This window comes from Clostridium sp. C8, from assembly GCF_001010885.1.
Lineage (GTDB): Bacteria > Bacillota > Clostridia > Clostridiales > Clostridiaceae > Clostridium > Clostridium sartagoforme.
In genome coordinates, this window is the sequence record NZ_LBMX01000082.1 from 120,551 (window position 1) to 142,472 (window position 21,922).

General features: G+C 26.3%; 22 protein-coding genes and 1 pseudogene. All 23 read right to left on the reverse strand.

Features of this window, described 5'->3' with window-relative positions:
• Positions 1-97: 97 nt before the first annotated feature.
• The 23 genes and pseudogenes from AAT22_RS12035 to AAT22_RS12140 all read right to left on the reverse strand — a co-directional run bounded on the left by AAT22_RS12035 (position 98) and on the right by AAT22_RS12140 (position 21,883).
• A complete protein-coding gene (locus tag AAT22_RS12035) occupies positions 98-466 on the reverse strand; it encodes an ACT domain-containing protein (RefSeq protein WP_016207631.1) in 369 nt (122 codons plus the stop codon).
• Positions 467-514: 48 nt separating this feature from the next.
• Positions 515-979, reverse strand: a complete 465-nt coding sequence (locus AAT22_RS12040) for a GNAT family N-acetyltransferase (RefSeq protein ID WP_047001406.1) — start codon at positions 977-979, stop codon at positions 515-517.
• Between the two features lie 105 nt (positions 980-1,084).
• The gene (locus AAT22_RS12045; protein ID WP_047001407.1) at positions 1,085-1,762 is read right to left on the reverse strand and encodes a cadmium resistance transporter; all 678 of its coding nucleotides are present in this window, start codon (positions 1,760-1,762) and stop codon (positions 1,085-1,087) included.
• A gap of 312 nt (positions 1,763-2,074) precedes the next feature.
• Positions 2,075-2,656, reverse strand: a complete 582-nt coding sequence (locus AAT22_RS12050; RefSeq protein WP_016207629.1) for a hypothetical protein — start codon at positions 2,654-2,656, stop codon at positions 2,075-2,077.
• Between the two features lie 239 nt (positions 2,657-2,895).
• A complete protein-coding gene (locus tag AAT22_RS12055; RefSeq protein WP_016207628.1) occupies positions 2,896-3,630 on the reverse strand; it encodes a M15 family metallopeptidase in 735 nt (244 codons plus the stop codon).
• A 111-nt stretch (positions 3,631-3,741) separates the two neighbouring features.
• Positions 3,742-4,422, reverse strand: a complete 681-nt coding sequence (locus AAT22_RS12060) for a response regulator transcription factor (RefSeq protein ID WP_047001408.1) — start codon at positions 4,420-4,422, stop codon at positions 3,742-3,744.
• Positions 4,423-4,426: 4 nt separating this feature from the next.
• Complete coding sequence (locus AAT22_RS12065; RefSeq protein ID WP_047001409.1) at positions 4,427-5,077, reverse strand: hypothetical protein; 651 nt, start codon at positions 5,075-5,077, stop codon at positions 4,427-4,429.
• Positions 5,078-6,490 carry a HAMP domain-containing sensor histidine kinase gene (locus AAT22_RS12070; RefSeq protein WP_047001410.1) on the reverse strand — a complete coding sequence of 471 codons (1,413 nt, stop codon included), beginning with the start codon at positions 6,488-6,490 and terminating at the stop codon, positions 5,078-5,080. It lies immediately after the preceding gene.
• Positions 6,491-6,906: 416 nt separating this feature from the next.
• Positions 6,907-8,124, reverse strand: coding sequence for a radical SAM protein (locus AAT22_RS12075; RefSeq protein WP_047001411.1), 1,218 nt, complete (start codon positions 8,122-8,124; stop codon positions 6,907-6,909).
• A complete protein-coding gene (locus tag AAT22_RS12080) occupies positions 8,114-8,986 on the reverse strand; it encodes a class I SAM-dependent methyltransferase (protein ID WP_047001412.1) in 873 nt (290 codons plus the stop codon). Before AAT22_RS12080 ends, AAT22_RS12075 begins: the two co-directional genes overlap by 11 nt.
• Before the next feature lie 36 nt (positions 8,987-9,022).
• Positions 9,023-9,616: a class I SAM-dependent methyltransferase gene (locus AAT22_RS12085; RefSeq protein WP_052953957.1), complete on the reverse strand. Its 594-nt coding sequence runs from the start codon at positions 9,614-9,616 to the stop codon at positions 9,023-9,025.
• 204 nt (positions 9,617-9,820) lie between these two features.
• Positions 9,821-10,030 carry a hypothetical protein gene (locus AAT22_RS12090; protein ID WP_016207622.1) on the reverse strand — a complete coding sequence of 70 codons (210 nt, stop codon included), beginning with the start codon at positions 10,028-10,030 and terminating at the stop codon, positions 9,821-9,823.
• 26 nt (positions 10,031-10,056) lie between these two features.
• Positions 10,057-10,251: a hypothetical protein gene (locus tag AAT22_RS12095; protein ID WP_016207621.1), complete on the reverse strand. Its 195-nt coding sequence runs from the start codon at positions 10,249-10,251 to the stop codon at positions 10,057-10,059.
• 64 nt (positions 10,252-10,315) lie between these two features.
• Positions 10,316-11,203 (reverse strand): annotated as a pseudogene (locus tag AAT22_RS12100) (ABC transporter permease); the annotation flags it as partial.
• Between the two features lie 15 nt (positions 11,204-11,218).
• Positions 11,219-11,386 (reverse strand): hypothetical protein, encoded by a 168-nt coding sequence (locus tag AAT22_RS19435; RefSeq protein ID WP_242849819.1) that lies wholly within the window; start codon positions 11,384-11,386, stop codon positions 11,219-11,221.
• Positions 11,377-12,474, reverse strand: a complete 1,098-nt coding sequence (locus AAT22_RS12105; protein ID WP_047001413.1) for an ABC transporter permease — start codon at positions 12,472-12,474, stop codon at positions 11,377-11,379. The genes AAT22_RS19435 and AAT22_RS12105 overlap by 10 nt, the downstream gene beginning before the upstream one ends.
• 11 nt (positions 12,475-12,485) lie before the next feature.
• A complete protein-coding gene (locus AAT22_RS12110; protein ID WP_016207618.1) occupies positions 12,486-13,421 on the reverse strand; it encodes an ABC transporter ATP-binding protein in 936 nt (311 codons plus the stop codon).
• A gap of 85 nt (positions 13,422-13,506) precedes the next feature.
• Positions 13,507-14,151, reverse strand: coding sequence for a response regulator transcription factor (locus AAT22_RS12115; protein ID WP_040436767.1), 645 nt, complete (start codon positions 14,149-14,151; stop codon positions 13,507-13,509).
• Between the two features lies 1 nt (position 14,152).
• A complete protein-coding gene (locus tag AAT22_RS12120) occupies positions 14,153-15,304 on the reverse strand; it encodes a sensor histidine kinase (protein WP_016207616.1) in 1,152 nt (383 codons plus the stop codon).
• 22 nt (positions 15,305-15,326) lie between these two features.
• Positions 15,327-16,256, reverse strand: a complete 930-nt coding sequence (locus tag AAT22_RS12125; protein WP_016207615.1) for a DMT family transporter — start codon at positions 16,254-16,256, stop codon at positions 15,327-15,329.
• Between the two features lie 191 nt (positions 16,257-16,447).
• Complete coding sequence (locus AAT22_RS12130) at positions 16,448-17,995, reverse strand: glycosyl hydrolase family 18 protein (RefSeq protein WP_047001414.1); 1,548 nt, start codon at positions 17,993-17,995, stop codon at positions 16,448-16,450.
• A gap of 264 nt (positions 17,996-18,259) precedes the next feature.
• Entirely contained in the window at positions 18,260-19,918 is a 1,659-nt protein-coding gene (locus AAT22_RS12135) for a SulP family inorganic anion transporter (RefSeq protein ID WP_347456979.1), read from the reverse strand.
• A gap of 198 nt (positions 19,919-20,116) precedes the next feature.
• Positions 20,117-21,883 (reverse strand): methyl-accepting chemotaxis protein, encoded by a 1,767-nt coding sequence (locus tag AAT22_RS12140; RefSeq protein ID WP_047001415.1) that lies wholly within the window; start codon positions 21,881-21,883, stop codon positions 20,117-20,119.
• Between the last annotated feature and the right edge of the window lie 39 nt (positions 21,884-21,922).

Below are 21,922 nucleotides of genomic sequence, written 5' to 3' on the forward strand. Positions count from 1 at the left end.
AATTTTAAAAGAAATATAAATATATTTCTTTCACTATTTAATATGTATATTTGAATTTTAATAAAAAATTAAGCAATAGCATAATAAGTGCTTTTGCTTAATTTTTTATTATATATCCATTTCTTTTAAGGATTTTTATTGCTTTGTCAAAGTTTACTTCCTTAGTAAATATATAATCTGTATTATAAGTTGATACCGCGAATATTCCAATTTTATTTTCTGCTAATAATGTAGATATTTTTGACAAAATTCCTATAAGAGAAAAATCTAATATACCTTGTATCCTAAATCCCCGCCATCCATTATCACATTGAATCACATTTGCTGGTATCAATTTTGTGCTACATACTATTGATAACTCTTCGTCCGTCTTACTAATAAAGCAAAACTCATTTGAATAATCTATTTGTGATAAATCTTCAACTTTACATATTGAAAAATCTTGATCTATTATTTTTATTTCCATAACATTACATTTCCTTTCTAGTTATTTTATATTTTAAACCATTAAGCCTTAGTGTGATGTAGAAGTAATATACATTCGTTGAAGATTTCCACCCTCTCCATTTACTATCGTTAGAAAATCCCAGCCACATTCTTCATAAAATTTTGTATGATCTGTTACTAAATATAGCTTTTTAATACCTATATTCCCTAAGTCTCTTTTGACAAAATTTAAAATATACTTTGCTATTCCTTGATTTCGATATTTTTCTTCAACAAACAAAGCACATAAATTAGGTTTTAGATCTTTTCTGTCATGAAAATCATTTTCTATAACTCCTGCTCCTGCGATAATTTCTTCTTTATCATCTAAAACAATATACCATTGTGGTACTCCCATTTTTAAATCAATACATTCTTGGATACTTTCTTTGTACGCGTCAACTGAAATACACCATTTTTCTGAGAACCAACAAGCTGCCTTTTCCAAATATTCAGGATAATCACATAATTTCTTCAATGTTGTATGTACCATTTTTAATATCTCCTCTAAAACTTCTTATTTGTCTTTTTAATATAGAAATAGTATTTAATTTTTCACTTTTCAAATAACTTGATAAAATTTATATTTTTTGTTACACTAAAATATTTTATTATATATTAATGGTATTGTGTCACTTTCTACCATTATAAATATTCCTAACCCTATAAATACTATTGGTATAACTATATGCTTATATTTTTCAATATTTTTTTTAATAAAGCTATATTCTGATAAAGTTTTAGCAATATAGCACCATATTGCTATAAGAAAAATAAATGTTATTATTGTTATAAAAATTTCTATTGAATTCATATTTGAAAAAAGTGGTATATATATTCCAATATTATCTCCCCCATTGGCTAAAGTCACACTAGCTACTTTAAAAACACTCGGATTGATAACTTTTTTTATAACTATTGCTATACTATTATTATAGTTTTCTGTTATTTTATTTAAATCTGTATCTTGCTTTTCTTTCTGATTTTCACTTTCATTCTTTTTACTTTCTTTTTTATATTTAAAATATTCATTTACACCTAAATATATAGGGAATAATCCAAGCAACCCTACATATTTAGGTGGAACTATAGATATCCCTAAAGCTCCTATAATACTTATTATAAGTAAAACACATATACCTAAATACTGTCCCAAAATTATATGATATACTTTTATACTTTTATTTATTTTCGAGAAAAATAGCATAAGTATAAATATATCATCGACATTAGTACATACAAATGAAATTAATGCTGTTATTATTGTTCCACTCATGTTATACCCCTATAATGTAGTTATATTTTCTTTTCTTAATATTATAGCATATCTTATAGCAATTCTAGTTCTTGCTTTATGTATATTCTTTTACCTTAAGTACTATTTAGACAGTAACAATGAATTCAAAATGGAATTTTTAATATATGGAGTTTTAATAATTATTTCTGTATAATCATTATCTTTTTTCATTGCATTATAGCGAGATTTTAAAATTTTAAATTATATTAATAAAATAAGGCTTTTTCAGAACTAGGTAATTCTCTTGGTGTCATACTAATTAGAATACTTAAAGATAGTTTGAAGTTTTATTTAATCAAAAGGAAATCTAAGTGCTAAAGCTGCTAAACTAAAGTTTATTGGATCTTCAGTTGCATAAGCATTATTTCCAAAAAATAATCCTGGATGATTCTCTAATCTATTCAATATAAATAATATATAGTAGTTCAATGGAGTAATATTTATTGTATTAGTATATATTGAAAGAATAGCATTTGTATTAGATACAACAATTACTAATGATGGTGTATAATCAACATTTACTTCTGGATTATTTTCAAGTGTGCTATTAATAAAGTCATTTGCCGCCATATCATTATGTATTGTATTTTTTTTAGAGTGACTAATATTTCCAAGCTGTACTTCATTTATATATAAACCTACCAAAAATGTAGTTAAGCTAATTTGTAAATTTGTTTGTACATTTGAAGTGCCAAGTTGAGAATTATTACTAGAATCGCTGGTATTGGATGTTGTTCTTATAAAATAAAAAACTCTATTATCATTTGTGAAAATTAATTGTCCATCTTTAATTATTGGATTAGTATTACCTAAAAAAGCGCTACAAGGGGGTACTTTTCCACCTGCAAATGGATTACAATTATTTTTACTCATTTCTATCACCACAACTTCACAATAATCTATTTATCAGAAGGTCAAGACTTAACCATATAATACATAATATGCTATAAAGGATATAATATCACTGTGAATTTATTACTTAATATACTTGAAACTATGAAGAAATAATTAATAACTTTAGATAAGCCTATAAAACCTTATAATAACTACAAAGTTCTATAGGCCTTCTTTTATTTTAATTGTCTATATATATATTTAAATAATAAGTAATATTAACTTTTACCTAAATACTCTTCTAATGTTAAATCTTTTTCTTTTATTTTAAGTGAATGCTCAGTACCAACATAACGTATGTGCCATGGTTCATAATTATAGCCCGTAATATTTTCTTTTCCCTTTAAGTATCTAAGAATGAATCCGTATTTATGAATATTTTTATGGAGCCACATACATTCTTTAGTATTCTCAAAATTTTCGTCCATCTTTGTATAGTTAACTGCCAAAACATCAACTACAAGACCAGTTTGATGCTCACTATATCCTGGCTTGGCTACATACTTATCAGCATACTCTTTTCCATTGTTATAAACTTCATTATTATAAACATCCTCCTGATATTCATATGATCTATATCCTGAGACTGCTAATAAATTTATTCCTTCTTTCTTAGCATCTTCAAACATTCTTTCCAAATTTTTATTTGCTTCTCTTCTTAATAAAATCTCTTTATTAGATTTTACTTCTATCTCTACTAAATCTTCAGGTTCATATCCTTTTTCTAAGCCAAAAGTTTTATTAACCAATATAATACTTTTTATATTATTATTAATATTATTTATAGATTTACTTTCAAAATTAGTTTCCCCTTTTGATATATTTATTTGCTCATTATTTATATTTTGTATTTTTATAAGCTTTTCGATTATAATCGTAGATAAAATAAAAGTTATCCCTAATAATATCATTCTTCTTATTCTTCTTATTCTTCTTTTTTTAAATTTAGACATACTAATCACTTCCCTTCGTACTTTAATATAACAAGGGAATTTTTCTTTATAATATATTACTTGTATCAAAGTTGTAAAATATTATTTATATAGTTTTAATATAGATGAAATTTACTTTTCAAATCTATAGCCTACTTTATATACAGTCTTTATATTATCTTTCAAATTTAACTTATCTCTTAATCTTTGAATATGTATATCTACAGTTCTAGTTCCTCCATAATAATTATATCCCCATACTTTGTCTAATATTCGATCTCTAGATAATGCAATATTGCAATTATTTAGAAATAGTATTATTAATTCAAATTCTTTTAAAGTTATATCTACTTGATTACCATCTAAGGTTATGAGTCTTTTATCTATATCTATTTCAATATTCTTAAACTTAATAATATCACAACTTTTGTCATTATTATCATTTTTATTATACCGTCTTAACACAGCTTCAATTCTTGCCAAAAGTTCTATACTTTCAAAAGGCTTAACTAGATAATCATCTGCACCTAATCTTAATCCTTTTACTCTATCCATTACTGAATCTTTAGCTGTAATAAAAATCACGGGAATATCCTTGGTCTTTATAATACTAATTAATTCAAACCCATCTATTTTAGGAAGCATAACATCAAGAAGAACTAAATCAATTTCATTAGAATCAAATTTTTCTTTTCCATCTTCTCCATCTTCTGCTGTTATAACATTATATCCATAAATCTCTAAGTTTATTGATATTAAATCTCTAATGGCAATATCGTCTTCAACTACCAGTATTTTTATATTTTTCTTCATATCATCAAACTGCCTCTCTATAAAAACTAATTATATTATTATTTTCATAATCTACAAGAAATAAATAACCCTTTGTTGATTCACTGCCTTCAAATAATTCTAAATAAATTAATCCCCTATGATTATAGCTTATATTAATATTTTCTTCTTTAATTGTTATATGTAATTCGTCAGTTAATGGTTTGATGATTTCCTTAAATTTATCTAGATTAATATCACTTATCTTATAATCCATAGTTAGATAATCTTTTTCACTTAATTTATTATCTATATTATAAGATCTTCCTACACTTAATATCTCACCTGTTTCTACTGCTATTTCACAATAGTATTTTTGATTAATCTCTGACTCACTCTTATTAGCAAGGTTTACCATCCATACCATTTTTTTATCTTTCTTATATATTTGAATGTCCTCATAAATTTTCTCTCTATCTAATGTTATCGAAAAGCCATTTTTTAATACTTCTAATGCTTTATTTATTGCTTCTTCCCTAGAAACATAATTATTAGGTAAACTATTATTACTATATTCAGGAATTATTTTGTCTGAATATATAACATTTTCATTATAAGAAGTGAATAATGATTTAATAAGTAATAGTAACATACAAATTAATATAAATAATATGCCTAATCTAATTCTCTTTCCCACTTAATTCACTCCTTTAAATATTAATGTTATTGCTGTTCCGTTATTTTCTTCACTATAAATTTCAAAATTTATATCATTTCTTATACAGATTTCATTACATATAGCTAGCCCTAGCCCCATATTATTTTTTCCCACGCCTCTTGATTTATCTACCATATAAAATGGTTCTTTAACTTTCTTTAAATTTTCTTTTGATATTCCTATCCCTTCATCTATTATTTGCAGTTGGTATTTGTCATCATCTATGTTTTTACCATATATTCTAATTTTCTTTCCCTTTTTAGATGCTTTTATTGAATTATCTAGTAAATTACTTAATAAAACTTCAATAAGTTGTTTATCTCCAAATATATAATTATCCTCTACTTGTATATTTACTTCTATCTCCTTATTATCTACTTTGTATCTTAAATCATTTATAGACTTTTCTATAGTTTCTTTAATTAGAAATCTATTTTTTTCAGCATCATTATTTTTAATTAGTATTAATTTTGTAAGGGTTGAACTTAATTTTTCTAATCTTTTGGATTGAGAATTTATATACTGTAACGATTTAAATTTGATTTCATCACTAATATTATCTTTTTGAAGTAATTCTGAATATCCAATTATGGATGTTACTGGAGTCTTTATTTCATGTGTTAGATTATCTATAAATCTTTGCTTTTCGTTACTATTTTCTTTAAGTTCATCAATTTTTTCTTCTATTACTTGAATCATAGAGTTAAAGTTTTCAGCTAAAATTCCAAACTCATCATCAGCATCATATTTTGCTCTTTTATAATATTCACCACTTTTTATGCTATTTGAAACTTCTATCAAGTATTTAATTGGATTAGTTATTAATTTTGAAATTATGTACATTCCAATGGCTAGTAATATTGTGATTATACTTGTTAACATTAAAAACAACTTATAATTAGATAATCTATCATCATTAATAAATGTAATATCTTTAGTTAAGACTATTTTATATTCTAAATTATTTATTCTAATCCTTGAACTTATGAATAATAATTTTCTACTATTCACATCTCTAATAATAAATAATTCTTCATCTAAATTGGCAGCTACTACTTCTTGCCTTTCTTCTTTAATTTTTACTTCTGAAATATTAATAATTTTCTGGTTATCTTCACTAAATACTTCTATGTTCTTTATACTATTTCCACTATATACGAACTCCCTAAGTAAACCTTCAAGTTTATCTATGCTTTCTAAATTATCAGTACTAACAATATCCATATTGGGGTATATAGAATTTTTAACTGCCTCGTACTCATTTAAACCTGTTGTTATTACAACATTTAAATTTCTATTATATATAGTTTCAATTATTATTATTCCAGCTCCATTAAACAATAAAATAAATAGTAATATAGAATATATAAATATTTTTTCCCAAATTTTCATCTGCTAATATAACCTCCTTTTATTGTCTAATGATTTATAGTATTTATCAATATTTTTATATATAAATTTTAGTTTAATTATCTTTAATTAGCAAATATAATCCTTAATTTAATTATGTAACCTATTGAGTGTTATTGTGCTTATGAATTTTTCTTTATGTTAATTTCCTTATTTACTAATAATATAAAATAAATGTTTATAAATTAAATAATACTTGTTTCAAAGTTGTATATTCTTATTACTTACTTAAAAATCTTCTATGGTTATAAATGATTTAATATAACTATATGAAAGCCTACCCACTTAGTATAAACTTAAGCAGATAGGCTTTCATATAGTTTCTCCATCTTACATTTTGAGGATATTTTTATATACTAAGCATAGGTTATCCTAGTATTTAAATTGATATTTTATAATTATTCTCCTCTAAGTAACTTATAGTACCTAGGTGAATCATTTTCACTGCATTTATCACACTTTTTTGCATAACAATATGTTTTAGCTCTTCCCAATTTCTCATGCATTTTATCCCATATATCTTTTATATCCTCCTTTAGAACATTTCCAAATGCTTCTGGAACAAAGTCACAAGGCAAAAAATTTCCTTCATTATCTATATAAGAATGTTGTACCCCTGCTCCACATCCAAATTGATCTTTTGATTCAACATATGGAAAAACAGATGTCTTAGGATAATTTTTATCTTTATTAAATTTTATATGAAGATCAATAAGTTCATCTTTGTCTTCCTTAGAAAATATTTCATTTGACTTTACTAAAAGGGATCCACATGGTATAGGTTCTAGAATTCTAAGTTCATCTACTCCTAATGTTTTTAAAAACTTACCTAATTTATATATTTCCCCACTCTTTAGCATTTCTTTTGTACATACAGTTTGTGCCATAGTATAAAGTCCAGCTTCCTTAGAGTTTTTTATCGCTGAAATTGAATTTTCATATGCTCCATTATAACCCCTTTTTTTATCATGATTTTCTTTATATATGCTATCTATACTTATTCCTATACCAAAAAGTCCTGCTTTTTTTAGTGTTTTTGCTTTATTAATATTTAATGAATACCCATTTGTAAATAAATAAGAAATACTTCTGTTATCAATACTACTTATTATTTCCTCTAAGTCCAATCTAAGAAGAGGTTCACCACCTGTAAACCCAATTATTCCAACACCTAAATCTTGAAGTGATTTTATAATGTCTTTTATTTCATTGGTTGTCATTTCCTTTGATTTATCTTCCTTATCTTTAATAAATCTTTTTGCACTACAATGCCAGCAATTATACATGCATCTTCCTGTAATAGCTATATAAGTAGAAATTGGAGCCAGCCTTCTTCCTGTAGTATGATTATAAAAGAATTCAGCCTTCTCTCCTGGAACTGCATCTACAATACTTTTATAAGCTATACTATTTAAAGGTGGTAAAAATGAGTTAACTACAAAATTACCATTATGAATAACCAGTCTATCATTTTTTATAACATTCATTCCACATTTTATAATATTTATAGCCTTATAATTTTTGCTTTCTTTAAATCGCATATGTATATAAAAGAAATTTTTTCTTACGTTATTATTTATCATTGCTTTTATAATTGGAATTGCATTACTTATCATTTCTAAAAATCCCCCAAACATATTTATGAGTAATTGTATTAATCTTTTTTTCATTAAATAGTTTAATCATTGAATCTTTAATACTTTCATCTTCCATATCCACCATAGCATCGAATCCAGCTAGAGCTCCTGTTGATGTAATAAATAAAACTAAATCTTTAGTATCCTTAAAAGAAAACTTATGTGATCCACTTGCTATTTCTAATTTCTTAAAGTTTTCTTTTTCAAACCATCTTCTAAAGCTTTTATGACTAATTGGATTTGGAAGTTCTTTCATTATTCTATTTACCTTAGTATAATTTTTCAAAATAAGTTTTGGATATATCTTTCTAACCTCTGGTAATGTATCTTTCAAGTTAACTATTACGGCAAAATACCCATCTTTTTTTAAAACCCTAGAAACTTCCTTTATAATTTCATGCGGGTTTTGATATTTAATTGCCCAGGCACATATAACAATATCAAAGGTATTATCTTTGGAATTCTTAAGGAAAGATATCATATCATTTTCTATAAACTCCGCATTTAAGCTGTAGTTGTTTTTCGCTTGATTTAGCATCCCTTCTGATATATCTACTAAAGTAAATTTTGAGTTCTTGATTCTTGAATTTATAAAGTTACTATTGAAGCCTGTCCCGCAAGCAAGATCAAGAATATTAGGTGATAAGTTAACTTTATCATCACTATACCTTATAATAACTTTATTTAACATTTCTTTATTGTATTTGTGCATTTCTTTTAAGAAAGACTTGTTGTAATTTTCACTTACTCTTGTATAGGAATTTGCTATATCATTTAAATTTGTATACTTTTTACATAAAAATAAGTTTATAATTTTATATAGCCCTTTTAATACATTCATAAAATAACCCCTTTGATTTTTATAGCTGTTTTTTATCTAAGGATTTATACTACCCTTCAAGATCTCTCCTAAATATATATATTCATAGCTAGATATTTCAATTATTTCTCCATTATTAAAATATCTAGAAGCCAACTTTTTCATTTCATTTTTTGATAACATTTTAACCTTCTCAAAGCAACTTCTTTCAAAAAAACATATAAGTTTAGTTACTATATGTGTTCTATCAAATTCATAAATTAAAATTTTGCCATTATTATTAAGTAATCTATTACATTCTTTTAAAGTTTCTTCTTTATCTTTTATATGATGAAATGAATCTCTCATTATAATTAAATCAAATGAATTATCTTTCAAATCTATATTAGTTGAATATCCATTAATTATTTTAACTTTATTATTTTTCACCTTAGCTATATTAGTCATTTTTTTTTCTGGATCAAGAATAGTTACATCCGCACCTAGATTTATTAAAATATCTGAAAGAGTCCCTGTACCTCCACCTATATCTAAAATATCTAAATTATTAACATCCTTAATTACCTTTATTATTTCTTTATTTTTATCTAAATGAAATATCTTCATGAATTTATCATATTGCTTACTGTAATATTTAAATAAATAACTCATTTAATATCCCCTTAAAACCTTTGTTAATTTTTACTAACTATATGATAACATGTAGCTCTTACAAATTTAAAATATATTTCTTAATTTTTTCTAACATATGTATTTTATTATAAATAATAAATATAAAAAATTAGCTAAGATAAATAGAATATGTGAAATAATCATATCTATTTACCTTAGCCTTTATATCTACAATTTAGATCTTTACTTTATCTTATTTAAAAAATTTCTTTTATATTTCTTTAACTTTTTTAAATTATGGCTTTCAATATAAATTCCATTTAATAATAGAACAATACCTAGCCCAACGCAAAAGCCTTCTATAAAGTCTGGAAGTAAATTGAAACGACTTGATACTAACCATATTAAATTTACTAATAATCCCCATTTAAGATATTTATTAAATTTTCTCATAAATTATCAACTCCAATACTATTAATCTATTTATATAAATTATCTTCTATAATTTTGTTTGCTATAAGCCCTATATTAACCTCCCTAATATCCATATAAACTTCAATAATTCTATCTGTTAAGATAACTTCAACATATTCTACTTGCTTTCCATCTTCATCTTTGTAAGTTATTATATCATAAGTTATTATTTCATCTTTAAGTTGCTTTTTAGAAATCATTTTAATTCCCCTCCATAAGTTTTATTCACTACATTTTAGCAAATAACTAAAAATGTGTCTATTACTACTCTTTAACATAATCTCTAAGTCTAAAGCTTCCTGCTGTAAAGAATACTCCTGACATTAATATTATTACTATAATTGGAATTAATATTTTCCCTTCATTAATAATTTGAATTAACCAAGAAAAAGGTGATATTATACTTAAACTACTTATTATCTGTGGAACATTATCAAATTCTTCTATGCCTCCACCAAATATTCCAAGTCCAAAGGATAATAATCCAAAGATTACAACTGCTAAACTTGCTATAGTTTGATTTTTTAACCATCTAGTAGTAAATACAATTAATGATGTAGTAACTAAACTGCATAAAGTTATAACTAATATTCCTTCACCTAAATTATAGTTTTGTATTTTAAATAATTTAATTGCTAAAATTAAAGTTATTGAACTTATTAAACTTTGAAGAATAAATGCTGATAGATATAAGGAGCCTAAAATTACTTTATCAGAATTACCGGTTGATATTGTTCTTCTTAATACCTTCTGTGCCTTAAGCTTAATTATATCATCAATTAATATAGAACCTCCTATCATCATAAAATAGCATATCATAAGAATAGCCATAACATAATCAGTTTTATTTTCTTGAAATTTATCTACTATTATAGTTGTTACCGTATTAGTGCTAAGCCCATCATTTATACCTTCTTTAAGTAAATTATTAACATAATCACTTATAATATTATCTCCAAGAACTGCTCCAATGTCAGCTTCAATACTATAACATTTTACTTTAGGCATTTCACCATTATCTATAAATTCCTCGAAATCTTCGTCTATAACATATATAACGCCTAATTTTTTATCTCTTAAATCATTATAATTATCTTCTACTTCTCCTTTTAGCTCTTTTATATCATACTTTTCAGATAATATATTTATTAAATCTTTCGAATATTTTCATGGAGATTTATCTAATATTCCTATTTTACCTAAAGATGGATCATCAGATTTCGGACCAACTACTCCAAATAAAACTACCATAGGAAGAAGAAAGGTCATCATTAAAATAACTGGACTTTTTAAATTTCTTCTTAAATTAATTAATATTAATCTTATTAAGCGCATCTTCTTCCCCCCTTAGATAAAGTTATTTTTAACACTGAAATCATAAATAATATTAGTGAAAAGCAAAGTATTAATATTAAATCCTTATTATTTAAACTAAAATTTCCATTTAAATTGTATAAAGTAAAAAGTTTTGAAATATAATGAGTTGGATCTAAAATTCTCAGTTCAGCTCCTGCTCCAGTAAAGGTTTCTACCATACCTAATATAGGAAATGTAAAAACTAATATCCCAACAACTTTACCATATACAGCTCCAAAGAAAGTATAAATACATTTGCTTATTGAAACTACTAAAATAGATGTAGTTAAAATTAATGTAATTAAAGGAAAGATACTGCCTTTAAAGCTTATTCCTATAATTCTAAAGAAAAATACATATCCAGAAATGATTATAGTTGAATATACAAGTAAAGCAAAAGAATCATAATAAAAATATTGATTTTTAGTTATAGGTGTTGATTTTATTCTTTTATCAAAATTTATACTTGATTCTGTATAATTAGATTGTATAAGTCCAAGAATAAGCATACTAATTACAAAAGAAATCATTGATGCAGCCATTTTTTCATAGGTAGTTGATGATTTTTTAGAGTTTATATCAATCTTTTCAACTACTGAATTTTCTGTAATTGTCTGCAAATTTTTATTTGATCCACCAGATAAATTAATATAAAGACCTTCATGATATTTATCTAAAATAGTTTTTAATGTATTTGTAGAGTTATTAAATCCTTCTCCTAACTTATTTATATTTATTTTTCCACCTTTTAAAGATACTACATTACTCTCATATCCCTTTGGTATCAAAATTTCTATATTTGCTTTTTTATCAGTTATTAAAACAAGTTCTTTCATATCATCACTTTCTAAAAATGCTATTAAATCTTTAGACATATTACTATTATCCATATCATTTATTTGTACCTTTAAAGTTTTCAATTTTAATGGACTTTCCGTAATTGCTTTCTGAAAAAATCCCATGAAAGATGCTAATAAAACTGGAAATAGTATAAAATATAAGATTGTTAGAACCCCATTAGATATCATTCCTTTTAAAGTCGTCTTCGTATAATATATTAATTTCACTTATCTCACCTCTAATCTCTTAGCATTTTTCCTGTTAAGGCTAAGAATACATCTTCAAGCCTTACATCTTCATAACTTATCTTTTTTATATTAATTCCATATTCCTCTATAATACTCAATACATTATGAAGTTTAAAGTTTGAATCTATAGTTAAAAATAAATTACTTTCTTGCTCTTTAACCTTTATTACTCCAACTAATTTTTCTATTTTCAAAATAATTTCTCCTGTAATATCACTTCCTTCTATTATTACCTTGTTATTAGGAAAAACAGAAGTCTTAATTTCTTCCTTAGTTCCATAAGCCACTTCCTTACCTAAATCTATAATAAAAACCCTTTTGCATAACTCCTCTACCTCCTCCATATAGTGAGAAGTATATATAACAGTTGTTCCCCATTCTGTACAGATATTTTTTGTAAAAGTAAATATATGATTTCTTGATTGTGGGTCAACTCCAACAGTAGGTTCATCCATTATTAATACTTTAGGATGATGCATAATGGCTGCTGCAATATTAAGTCTTCTTTTCATTCCACCTGAAAATTTTTTTACTTTTTCTTTTTTCTTATCATAAAGTCCAGTAACTTCTAAAGCTTCTTTTATTCTTTCTTTAAGCTCTTTTCCCTTTAAGCCATATAATGCACCAAAAAACTCTAAGTTATCATAAGCATTTAGCTCTTCTATTAATGAAATATCTTGCGGCACATAACCTATGCATTCTTTAGCTTTTATTGGATTCTTCAAAATATCATAACCACAAATTCTAACAGTTCCGCTGTCTGGGGTTAATAGGCTAGTCATTATATTTATTAGTGTTGATTTCCCAGCTCCGTTAGGTCCTATAAATCCAAATATTTCTCCTTTCTTAACTTCATAACTTACATTATCTAAAACTAATTTATCATTAAATCTTTTTGTAACATTTTTTACTTCTATTATATTCATATAAATGCCCCCTAATCTTTTCTTAATTATATAATAAGATAAAGCTAGGGGGCTTGCCATCACTATAAGTCACTATCAAAATGACTTAAGTCACTATTCTATTTTTAAATGCAAAAATTGCAATTTGTGTTCTATCTCTAAGATTTAATTTAGATAATATGTTTGTAATATTATTTTTTATAGTTCCTTCAGATAAATAAAGCTTTTCTGAAATTTCTTTATTTGTTAATCCTTCAGCGATGTACTTGATAATTTGAATTTCTTTATCTGAAAAATCATACTTTCCTATTTCCTTATTATTTAAACTATAATTACTATTAATAAGAATTTCATTTGCAACTTCAGGATGAACAACCATGTTTCCCATGTAAGCTGTTTTTATACCTTCATAAATAACTTCATGAGAACTATCCTTTAATAAATATCCAAATGCTCCATACTTCAATGCATCTTGAATATATTCTTTGTCCTTAAAAGTAGTTAATATTATAACTTTAATCTTAGTAAATTGCTCCTTAATAAGTCTAGTTCCCATAACGCCATCACAATCTTTCATCCTTATATCCATAAGAACTACATCAATTTCTTTACTTTTACATATTTCTAAAGCTTTATATCCATTTTCAGCAGTGCCAATAACATCTATATCATCAAAAGTTGAAAGCATAATTTTCAAGCCTTCTCTAATTAATTTTTCATCATCTACAATTAATATTTTTATTTTCATAATTTCAGCTCTCACTTTCTTTTGGAATTACAAGTTTTATAAAGAATCCCGCTCCAACTTCTGAATTCATATCAATTGTTCCACCTATTTCTTCAACTCTTTCTCTTATATTTTTAAGCCCAAAGCCACTTTCTTTTATAATATCAGTTCCTACTCCATTGTCTTTAAAAGATATTACAACCTCATTTTCTATAAAGTTTATAATTACTTTAACTTTGGATGATTTTCCATGTCTTAAAGCATTAGATAATACTTCTTGGGTTATTCTATATAAGTGGCTGCTTTGCTTTGTAGAAAGCGTCCAATTTCCCTTTGATAAAGTAATATTTACCTCTACTCCTGACATTTTCTCAAAATTCTTGCACAAATCTTGGATTCTAATTATTCCTCTATAATTATCATAATCATCAGACTTAAGTTCACTTACTGCCTTTTTAACATCTTGAAAACTTTCATTTATAAATTCTCTTAAGTTTCTTGCCATATTCCTTAGCATACTTCCTTCTTTATTAGCTATACTTTCCATTGCAGATAGTTGAATCATAGCTGTTGATAAAGAATGTCCAACACTATCATGTATTTCTCTAGATATTCTATTTCTCTCCTTAAGTACTGTTAGCTCTTCTATTGAAGTGAGATATTCTTCCAACTGGCTATTTACTTCAATTAATTTTTCTTCAGACATTTTAAGTTTGTCATATAATTTTTGTGCTTCATTTTTTGTGCTATATAATCTTGATATGTAATTCAAAAGAATTATAAAAATAAACATAATAACTAAATTAACAAAACCTTCTTCAATACTTTTATTGCTTCTGATAGATAATGCTATCAAAGATATTAAAACTATAAATATATACTTTATTTTCTTATATTTTAATGTAAATGCATCTATTATTAATCCTATTAAGTAAAATAAAATATTTCCTCCAAAGTTTAAACAGGCTATTGGTGATATTATTATTTCAATAATCATTGAGATAATAATTAATTTATCATTACTAAAATGAAATATTCTAAGATTATTGTTAAGTATAAATAATAAAACAAATATTATACTTAAAATGCCTGTGTTTCCTTCCTCAATGAAAATTTGAGCTATCAGAATAATAAAAGATATATATCGTATTAATAAAAGTTCTTTACTTTTTTCCATGTTCTTCTCCAAGCTTTTTTATTTATAAAATATCCTTCTTTTTATATACTAAATAAATTCCAACACAAACTAATATTAAAGCTACAAATATCTTTATATCAAATATGTTTTCTTTAAGTACTATAGCTGAAAGTATAGTTCCAAAGATAGGAATTAGAAAATTAAAAATAGAAATTACTCCGACTTTATTGTATTTTAAAAGTTGTGACCATAATGCAAATGCTACTGATGATAATAACGACATATACATTAATAATGAAGTAGATTTAGCATTAAAGTTTGAAAGATTTCCTCCTAATAAATGTCCTATTAATATTAAAGCTAGTCCTCCTACTGCTAATTGATATCCAGTTACAGTATATGCATCTTTATTTTGGCTTATCTTCTTACTATATATTGCTGAAACTGAAGTCATAAAGGCTGCAAGCATTATAAATCCTTCACCTCTAAGAGAAAATCCTCCTTCTAAGACAGAAGATTTTCCAATATTTATTATTACAACTCCAGTAAATCCTACTATACAACCTAAAATCTTACTTAAATTTAACTTATCATTTTTATATATGAAATGTGCCAATATAATACTAAAAAAAGTACCTGTTCCATTTATAATTGAACCTCTTACTCCAGTTGTGTATGTCATTCCTAAATAAAAAAATATATATTGAAAAGTTGTTTGTACGAATCCTAATATAGTAATTTCTTTTACATCTTTAATGGATAAATTAAAGATACTTTGCTTTATTGATAATTTTATTATTAATACAAAAATTCCTGCCAAGGAAAATCTATATCCAGCAAAAATAAGCTTTGAACCAATATCACTACTTGCTATATTAAATATTTCATATCCTACTTTTATAGCAGGAAAAGCACTCCCCCATAAAAATGTACAAATTCCTGAAATTATAATTATATTTATCCTATTAGTATAAAATTTCGATTTATCCAAGTATATTCATCCCTTCTAGAAGCTATTTATAAAGTTCATAGAATTTATTATACACTGGTTTATAATAAAAAGGGACTATAATTGTTATTATTACTTGCTCTTCATTAATCCATAGTTTAGCTTCAGTAGCTAACTATAAAAATATAGTTAGCTACCTTATACCAAACTTTAAATATTAATTTTTTATAGTATTATAATTGTTTCCATAAAGTAGGAACTGTTCCTGGTATCCAAGCTATATTTGATGTGTGAGTAAATATACATTCATAAGTTTTGCTTTGATAAGTCACCTTATCTCCTATTTTATAACTAACTCCTGGTTGCCATTCTTGTACTGATGGCACTTCAACTTCTTTAACTTCTACAACACAATTTGCTGAAGTTACAGCTACCCCAGCTGTATCCTTAACTGTTACTGAATAATTATAGGTTCCATAACTCTTATTAATAAAATCTCTTTTAACTACTTGGTTAGATGTTAATCCTGATGTTAATGTACCTGTTGCTATGGATTTACCATCTTCAAATAATTCATATGATATTGCAGTATTATAAGCAGGTACATCAATAGTTAATGAATAGTTTTTATTAGAAACTGTTGAAGCTTTAATTGATGCCGCTTTTAGTGATGGTCTTTCTGGGACTATTGGTGATAATGAATCAAAAAATGGTCTATAGCTTTTAACGAATTCCTTATTATTTACATTATCCCAATTTATTGACCAAGCCATTATTCCTCTTAAATTTGGATACTTTTCTCCAATCATTTTATAAGAACCACCATAGGATTGTCCTTTTATTAAATAATTTAAAGCTTTAAGCATTTCTGTTGGTGGAATATATCCTGAATTTGGATTTAGTGTTCCTTTTTGTGATGCTGGAACACCAATTACTACTTGCTCTTGCTTTAATGGAGCAAAGAAGCTGTTTTTTGATGCTCTTGTCTGAAAACCTTGTAGTAGCATTTCTACCATAGCAACTTGGAAATCAGCTGTTCCTTGATTATAGGTAACTCCATCAAGAGCCATATTACCTCCGCAGTTATAATGTTGAACTTGAAGATAATCAAGTTCATTTCTTACTGCATCTATAAGCGGAAGATATGCTCCCCAATTAGTTGCATAACCAGTGTTTCCGCCCTGAACGTATGATAATTCTGGAGCCATACTTATAATAAAATCATCTCCATATTTTGCAACTAAAGCTTTAATAATTTTAATAAAATTGACTATTTGAGGTGTAATAGGATTTTTAAGGTCTGTATCTCCTGGTTGAAGTATCATTCCGCTTCCACCTTCAAGATCAATATCTATTCCATCAAATCCATACTTATCTATTAAACCTGTAAGTGATGTCATAAACTTTTCTCTTGCTGCATCTGTTGGAATTTGAATTGTTCCTTCTGCACCACCTAAAGATAAGACTACTTTCTTACCTTTACTTTGTACATAATCGATATCAGCTATAAACTCCTTTTCATTATAAACTGGATGTAACTCTACAACTGCTCTATCGCTATAAGTTTCTCCAAATGAAACATTTATTACGTCCCATGCTGGATCTACATCTCTTATTTTAACAATTCCAGCTCCATTATCAAAATTATGCCAATAACCAACAAGTAATCTTCCATTACCAGCTATATTGGTGTCAGCTTTAAATTTTGAACTTGGCGTAATAGTCATTATTATTAGTGTAACAATAAACAGTGATAAGAATTTTTTGAAATCTTTATACATATTATCCCTTCCCTTATACCAACTAAAAAATTATTTATCTTCCGTCTATCACAATCTTAACTTTTATCTTTAAGATATAATCTTTAAGATTTTATATAACATCACCTCCACAAATAAAATAACTAACGCCCTTACTTATATTTTACAATATTTTGATATTATGTAAACATTTTATGCAATATATTTTTAATCTTTATTGTAAAACTAATAAACTAGCTTACTTAAATTTCAGCTAGTTTATGTTATTTATTCTTTGCTATATAATTACGCTACTATTGTTTTTGCACTTTTAATTGCTTGATCTGCACTCCAGAAAATCATATTACTGCCTAATTTTTCTTCAAATCCTGATTTATCAATAATATCTTTAACAGACTGCTGCAGACCACATAACATAATTCTACAGCCTCTACTTTCTATTTCTTCAATAACTTCTGATAATGCTTGCAATGCTGATGTATCGATTAGCGGAACTCCCCTCATTGATAATATTATAACTTTAGCATCTCTTATTGATAAAATTTCCTTTTTAAATTTTTCTGTTGTTGCAAAAAATAATGGGCCAGTAAAATACATAACTTTAATACTTGATAAATTATTACTTTTTGATACTATATTATCTAACCTTTTTTCATCTACTTCACTTACTGATATATCCATATTTGCAATCTTTACTATAAATAATAAACTAGAAAATATTACCCCTATTAATATTGCTTGAGTTAAATCTAGTGCTACTGTTGCGAACATAGTTATTAAAAATTTTAATATTGCACCTTTAAACTTTTTAGAGAATATGTATTTTATATTTTCCCATTCGTTCATTCTCCAAGCTGTTACCATAAGAATTCCTGCAAGTGCTGATAATGGAATACTAGACATCACTGGTGCTAATAAAAACATTGACAACATTAAAAATACAGAATGAAACATACTCACTAACCTAGTTTGCGCACCTGACTTTATAGCTACACTTGTTCTTGCAATAGCCGCAGTTGCAGGTACTCCTCCAAAGAAAGGTATTATAAAATTACCAACTCCCTGTGCAATTAATTCTCTATTTGCATCAAAAGTATCACCTTTCATCTTCTTTCCAACTTCACCACATAATAAACTTTCAATCATTGCTAATGCTGCAATACTTATAGCTGGTACTAACACGCTTTTTACAATTTCAAAGTTTATTGAAGTAATATGAAGCCTGTCATCTAAAAGTAACTTTTGAGGTATATCACCAATTATATCTACTGGTAATTTAAATATCATATTTATTACCAAAATTATTATTAATGCAATTAAAGATGATGGAATTATATTATTAAATTTTTTAGGCCATATCATCATAATAATAACAACCAACAACCCAATTGAGATAGCATACCAATTTGGGTGTAATGGGGTACTAAGAAAATTCAATACTTTTATTGCTGCTGATTCAGATGATTTAGTTGAAACTCCGAAAAAGTTATCTAATTGCCCTATTGCTATTATTAATGCAATACCTGATGTAAAGCCAGTTATTACTGGTGTTGGTATATATGAAACAATCTTACCTAATTTAAATATACCTGCTAATATAAGAATAATGCCTGCAAGCGCACCTGCTATCCATACACCTTCTAGTCCATATTTTTGAAATAATGCAACTAAAATTGCACTCATAGCTCCTGTTGGTCCTGATATTTGAAAAGATCCTCCAGATAGTGCCCCTATTACTACCCCAGATAATATAGCTGTTATTAATCCTGCTGCTGCTGTTGCTCCAGAACTAACCCCAAAAGCTAATGCTAGTGGTAGTGCAACTGCTGTAACAGTTATTCCTGCCATTAGATCTTGTTTTAAATTTAACAAACCATATCCCTTGAATTCATTTTTAATGTCTTTAATATAACTTTTAAACATTATATTCATTCCCTTCTTCATACTTTGTTCATATGTTGTCCATAGGTATTTTACCTCTACTTATAAAATAATACAAGTTATGTTAAATAAAGATATACTTTATTGATTCACAAATTCCAATCTTAGCAATTAAATTCAAAGGATTATATAATAATTTGAGATGAAATTATGGAAACTTAAAAGTTAAATTAAGGGAAGTCAATGGACTTCCCTTAAAAATTATATATTAAATTTTTGTACCATTTCATTTAACTTTTGAGCAAGTTCTGCTTGGCTTTGAGCTGTCTTTGCAATTTGTTCAATTGCTTTTGTAGTTTCTCTCATGCTTTCTCTTATATCTTCTGCTTTTTCACTAGACTCTTGAGATGATTCAGCCATACTTTGCACAGCCTCACTAACTTGTCCAACTGTAGCTGTTATTTCTTCAGACATTGCAGCAATTTCATCTGACATTTGGCTTACAAATTCTGAATCATCATAATATTTAGCTCCTGTTTCTCCATACGCATCTAATTGCATATTTACATTGCTATTAATAAATTCCAATATTTCACTTCCTGCTTCAATACTATTTTTAAATGCATATTGTACTTTTAAAATAGTTTCTTGAATATTTCCTACTGCATTAGATGACTGCTCTGCAAGCTTTCTTACTTCATCTGCAACAACAGCAAATCCCTTACCTTGTTCCCCTGCTCTAGCTGCTTCAATTGCTGCATTTAATGCAAGTAAATTAGTTTGATCTGCTATATTTCCAATAGTATCTGCCATAACCTTTATACTTTCTACAACCATTACTGCTTCAATTGCTTTTTCCATTTTTTCTTTCTTTTCATTATATACTTCTCTAGTTTCTTCAATAGCTTTGTTACTGTTATCTTTAACTGCTAAAGCTCTTTCCTTTGCAGCATTTGATATGTTACTTCCATCCATGGACTTTCCAGATAATACATTTATACTTGAATCTACTTCTTCGATAGAGGCACTTATTTCTTCTGTAACAGCGCCTGATTCTTGAATAGCAGATGTAATTGATTCTACAGCTTCGTCTATAATTACAATTTTAGAAAATAACTCTTCTACTGTTGCTGAAAGTTCTTCTGAAGATGCTCCTATATTTTGAGATTCATCGATAATTAAAGATACTAAGGTTTTTACATTTTTTTGTGCTTCATTTAAAGCTTCTGCTGTTTGTCCAAATTCATCTTTACTTCTTATATGAATTGGATCACTAAAATCATAGCCAGATAATCTTAATGCAAAATCTTTTATTTTAATTAATGGATTAGTTAATTGTTTGCTAGTTATTACAGATAAAATAACTGCTACAATTAATGCCCCTATAACTAAAAAAACATTAATTATAATTCCTACTTGAATGTCCTTTTTTAATATGTATTCTCTTTCTAATATAACCTCATCTATATTATCTATGTAGTTTCCGGTTCCTATAATCCAATTGTATGGAGTATATAATTTACTGTATCCCCTTTTAAGTGATGCCTCAGTTTCTCCACTCTTAGGAAACCAATAATCTGTGTACCCACCACCTTCTTTCTTACCATTTTCAATAATTTCTTTTATTAGATACTTTCCTGTACTATCTTTAGTATCTAATCTATTTGTTCCCTCAGTCTCTGAACCTAAAAGAACAATATTAGTTCCATCAATATTATCAGCCCAAAAGTATCCGTCTTCTCCAAATTTCAATTTTCTTAATAAATCTGCACTTTGTTTTTTAGCTTCATCAATAGTAATTTCACCATTTTTAGCTTTCTCGTTAATTGCATCTATCATAGATATCGCAATTTCTACTTGCTCCTTAATTCTTTCATCATAATCATTATTTAAATTCTCCTTTTGAATTTTCAAAAGATTATTATTCGTTTGTATATTTCTAAAGGTTATTGTAACACTTATAATTATAGCTGTTACAAGTGAAATAAAAACAGTAAGCATAATTAATTTATATCTAACTTTTTTCATAAAAATCCTCCTTAGTACATTATTTAATATGCTTATATT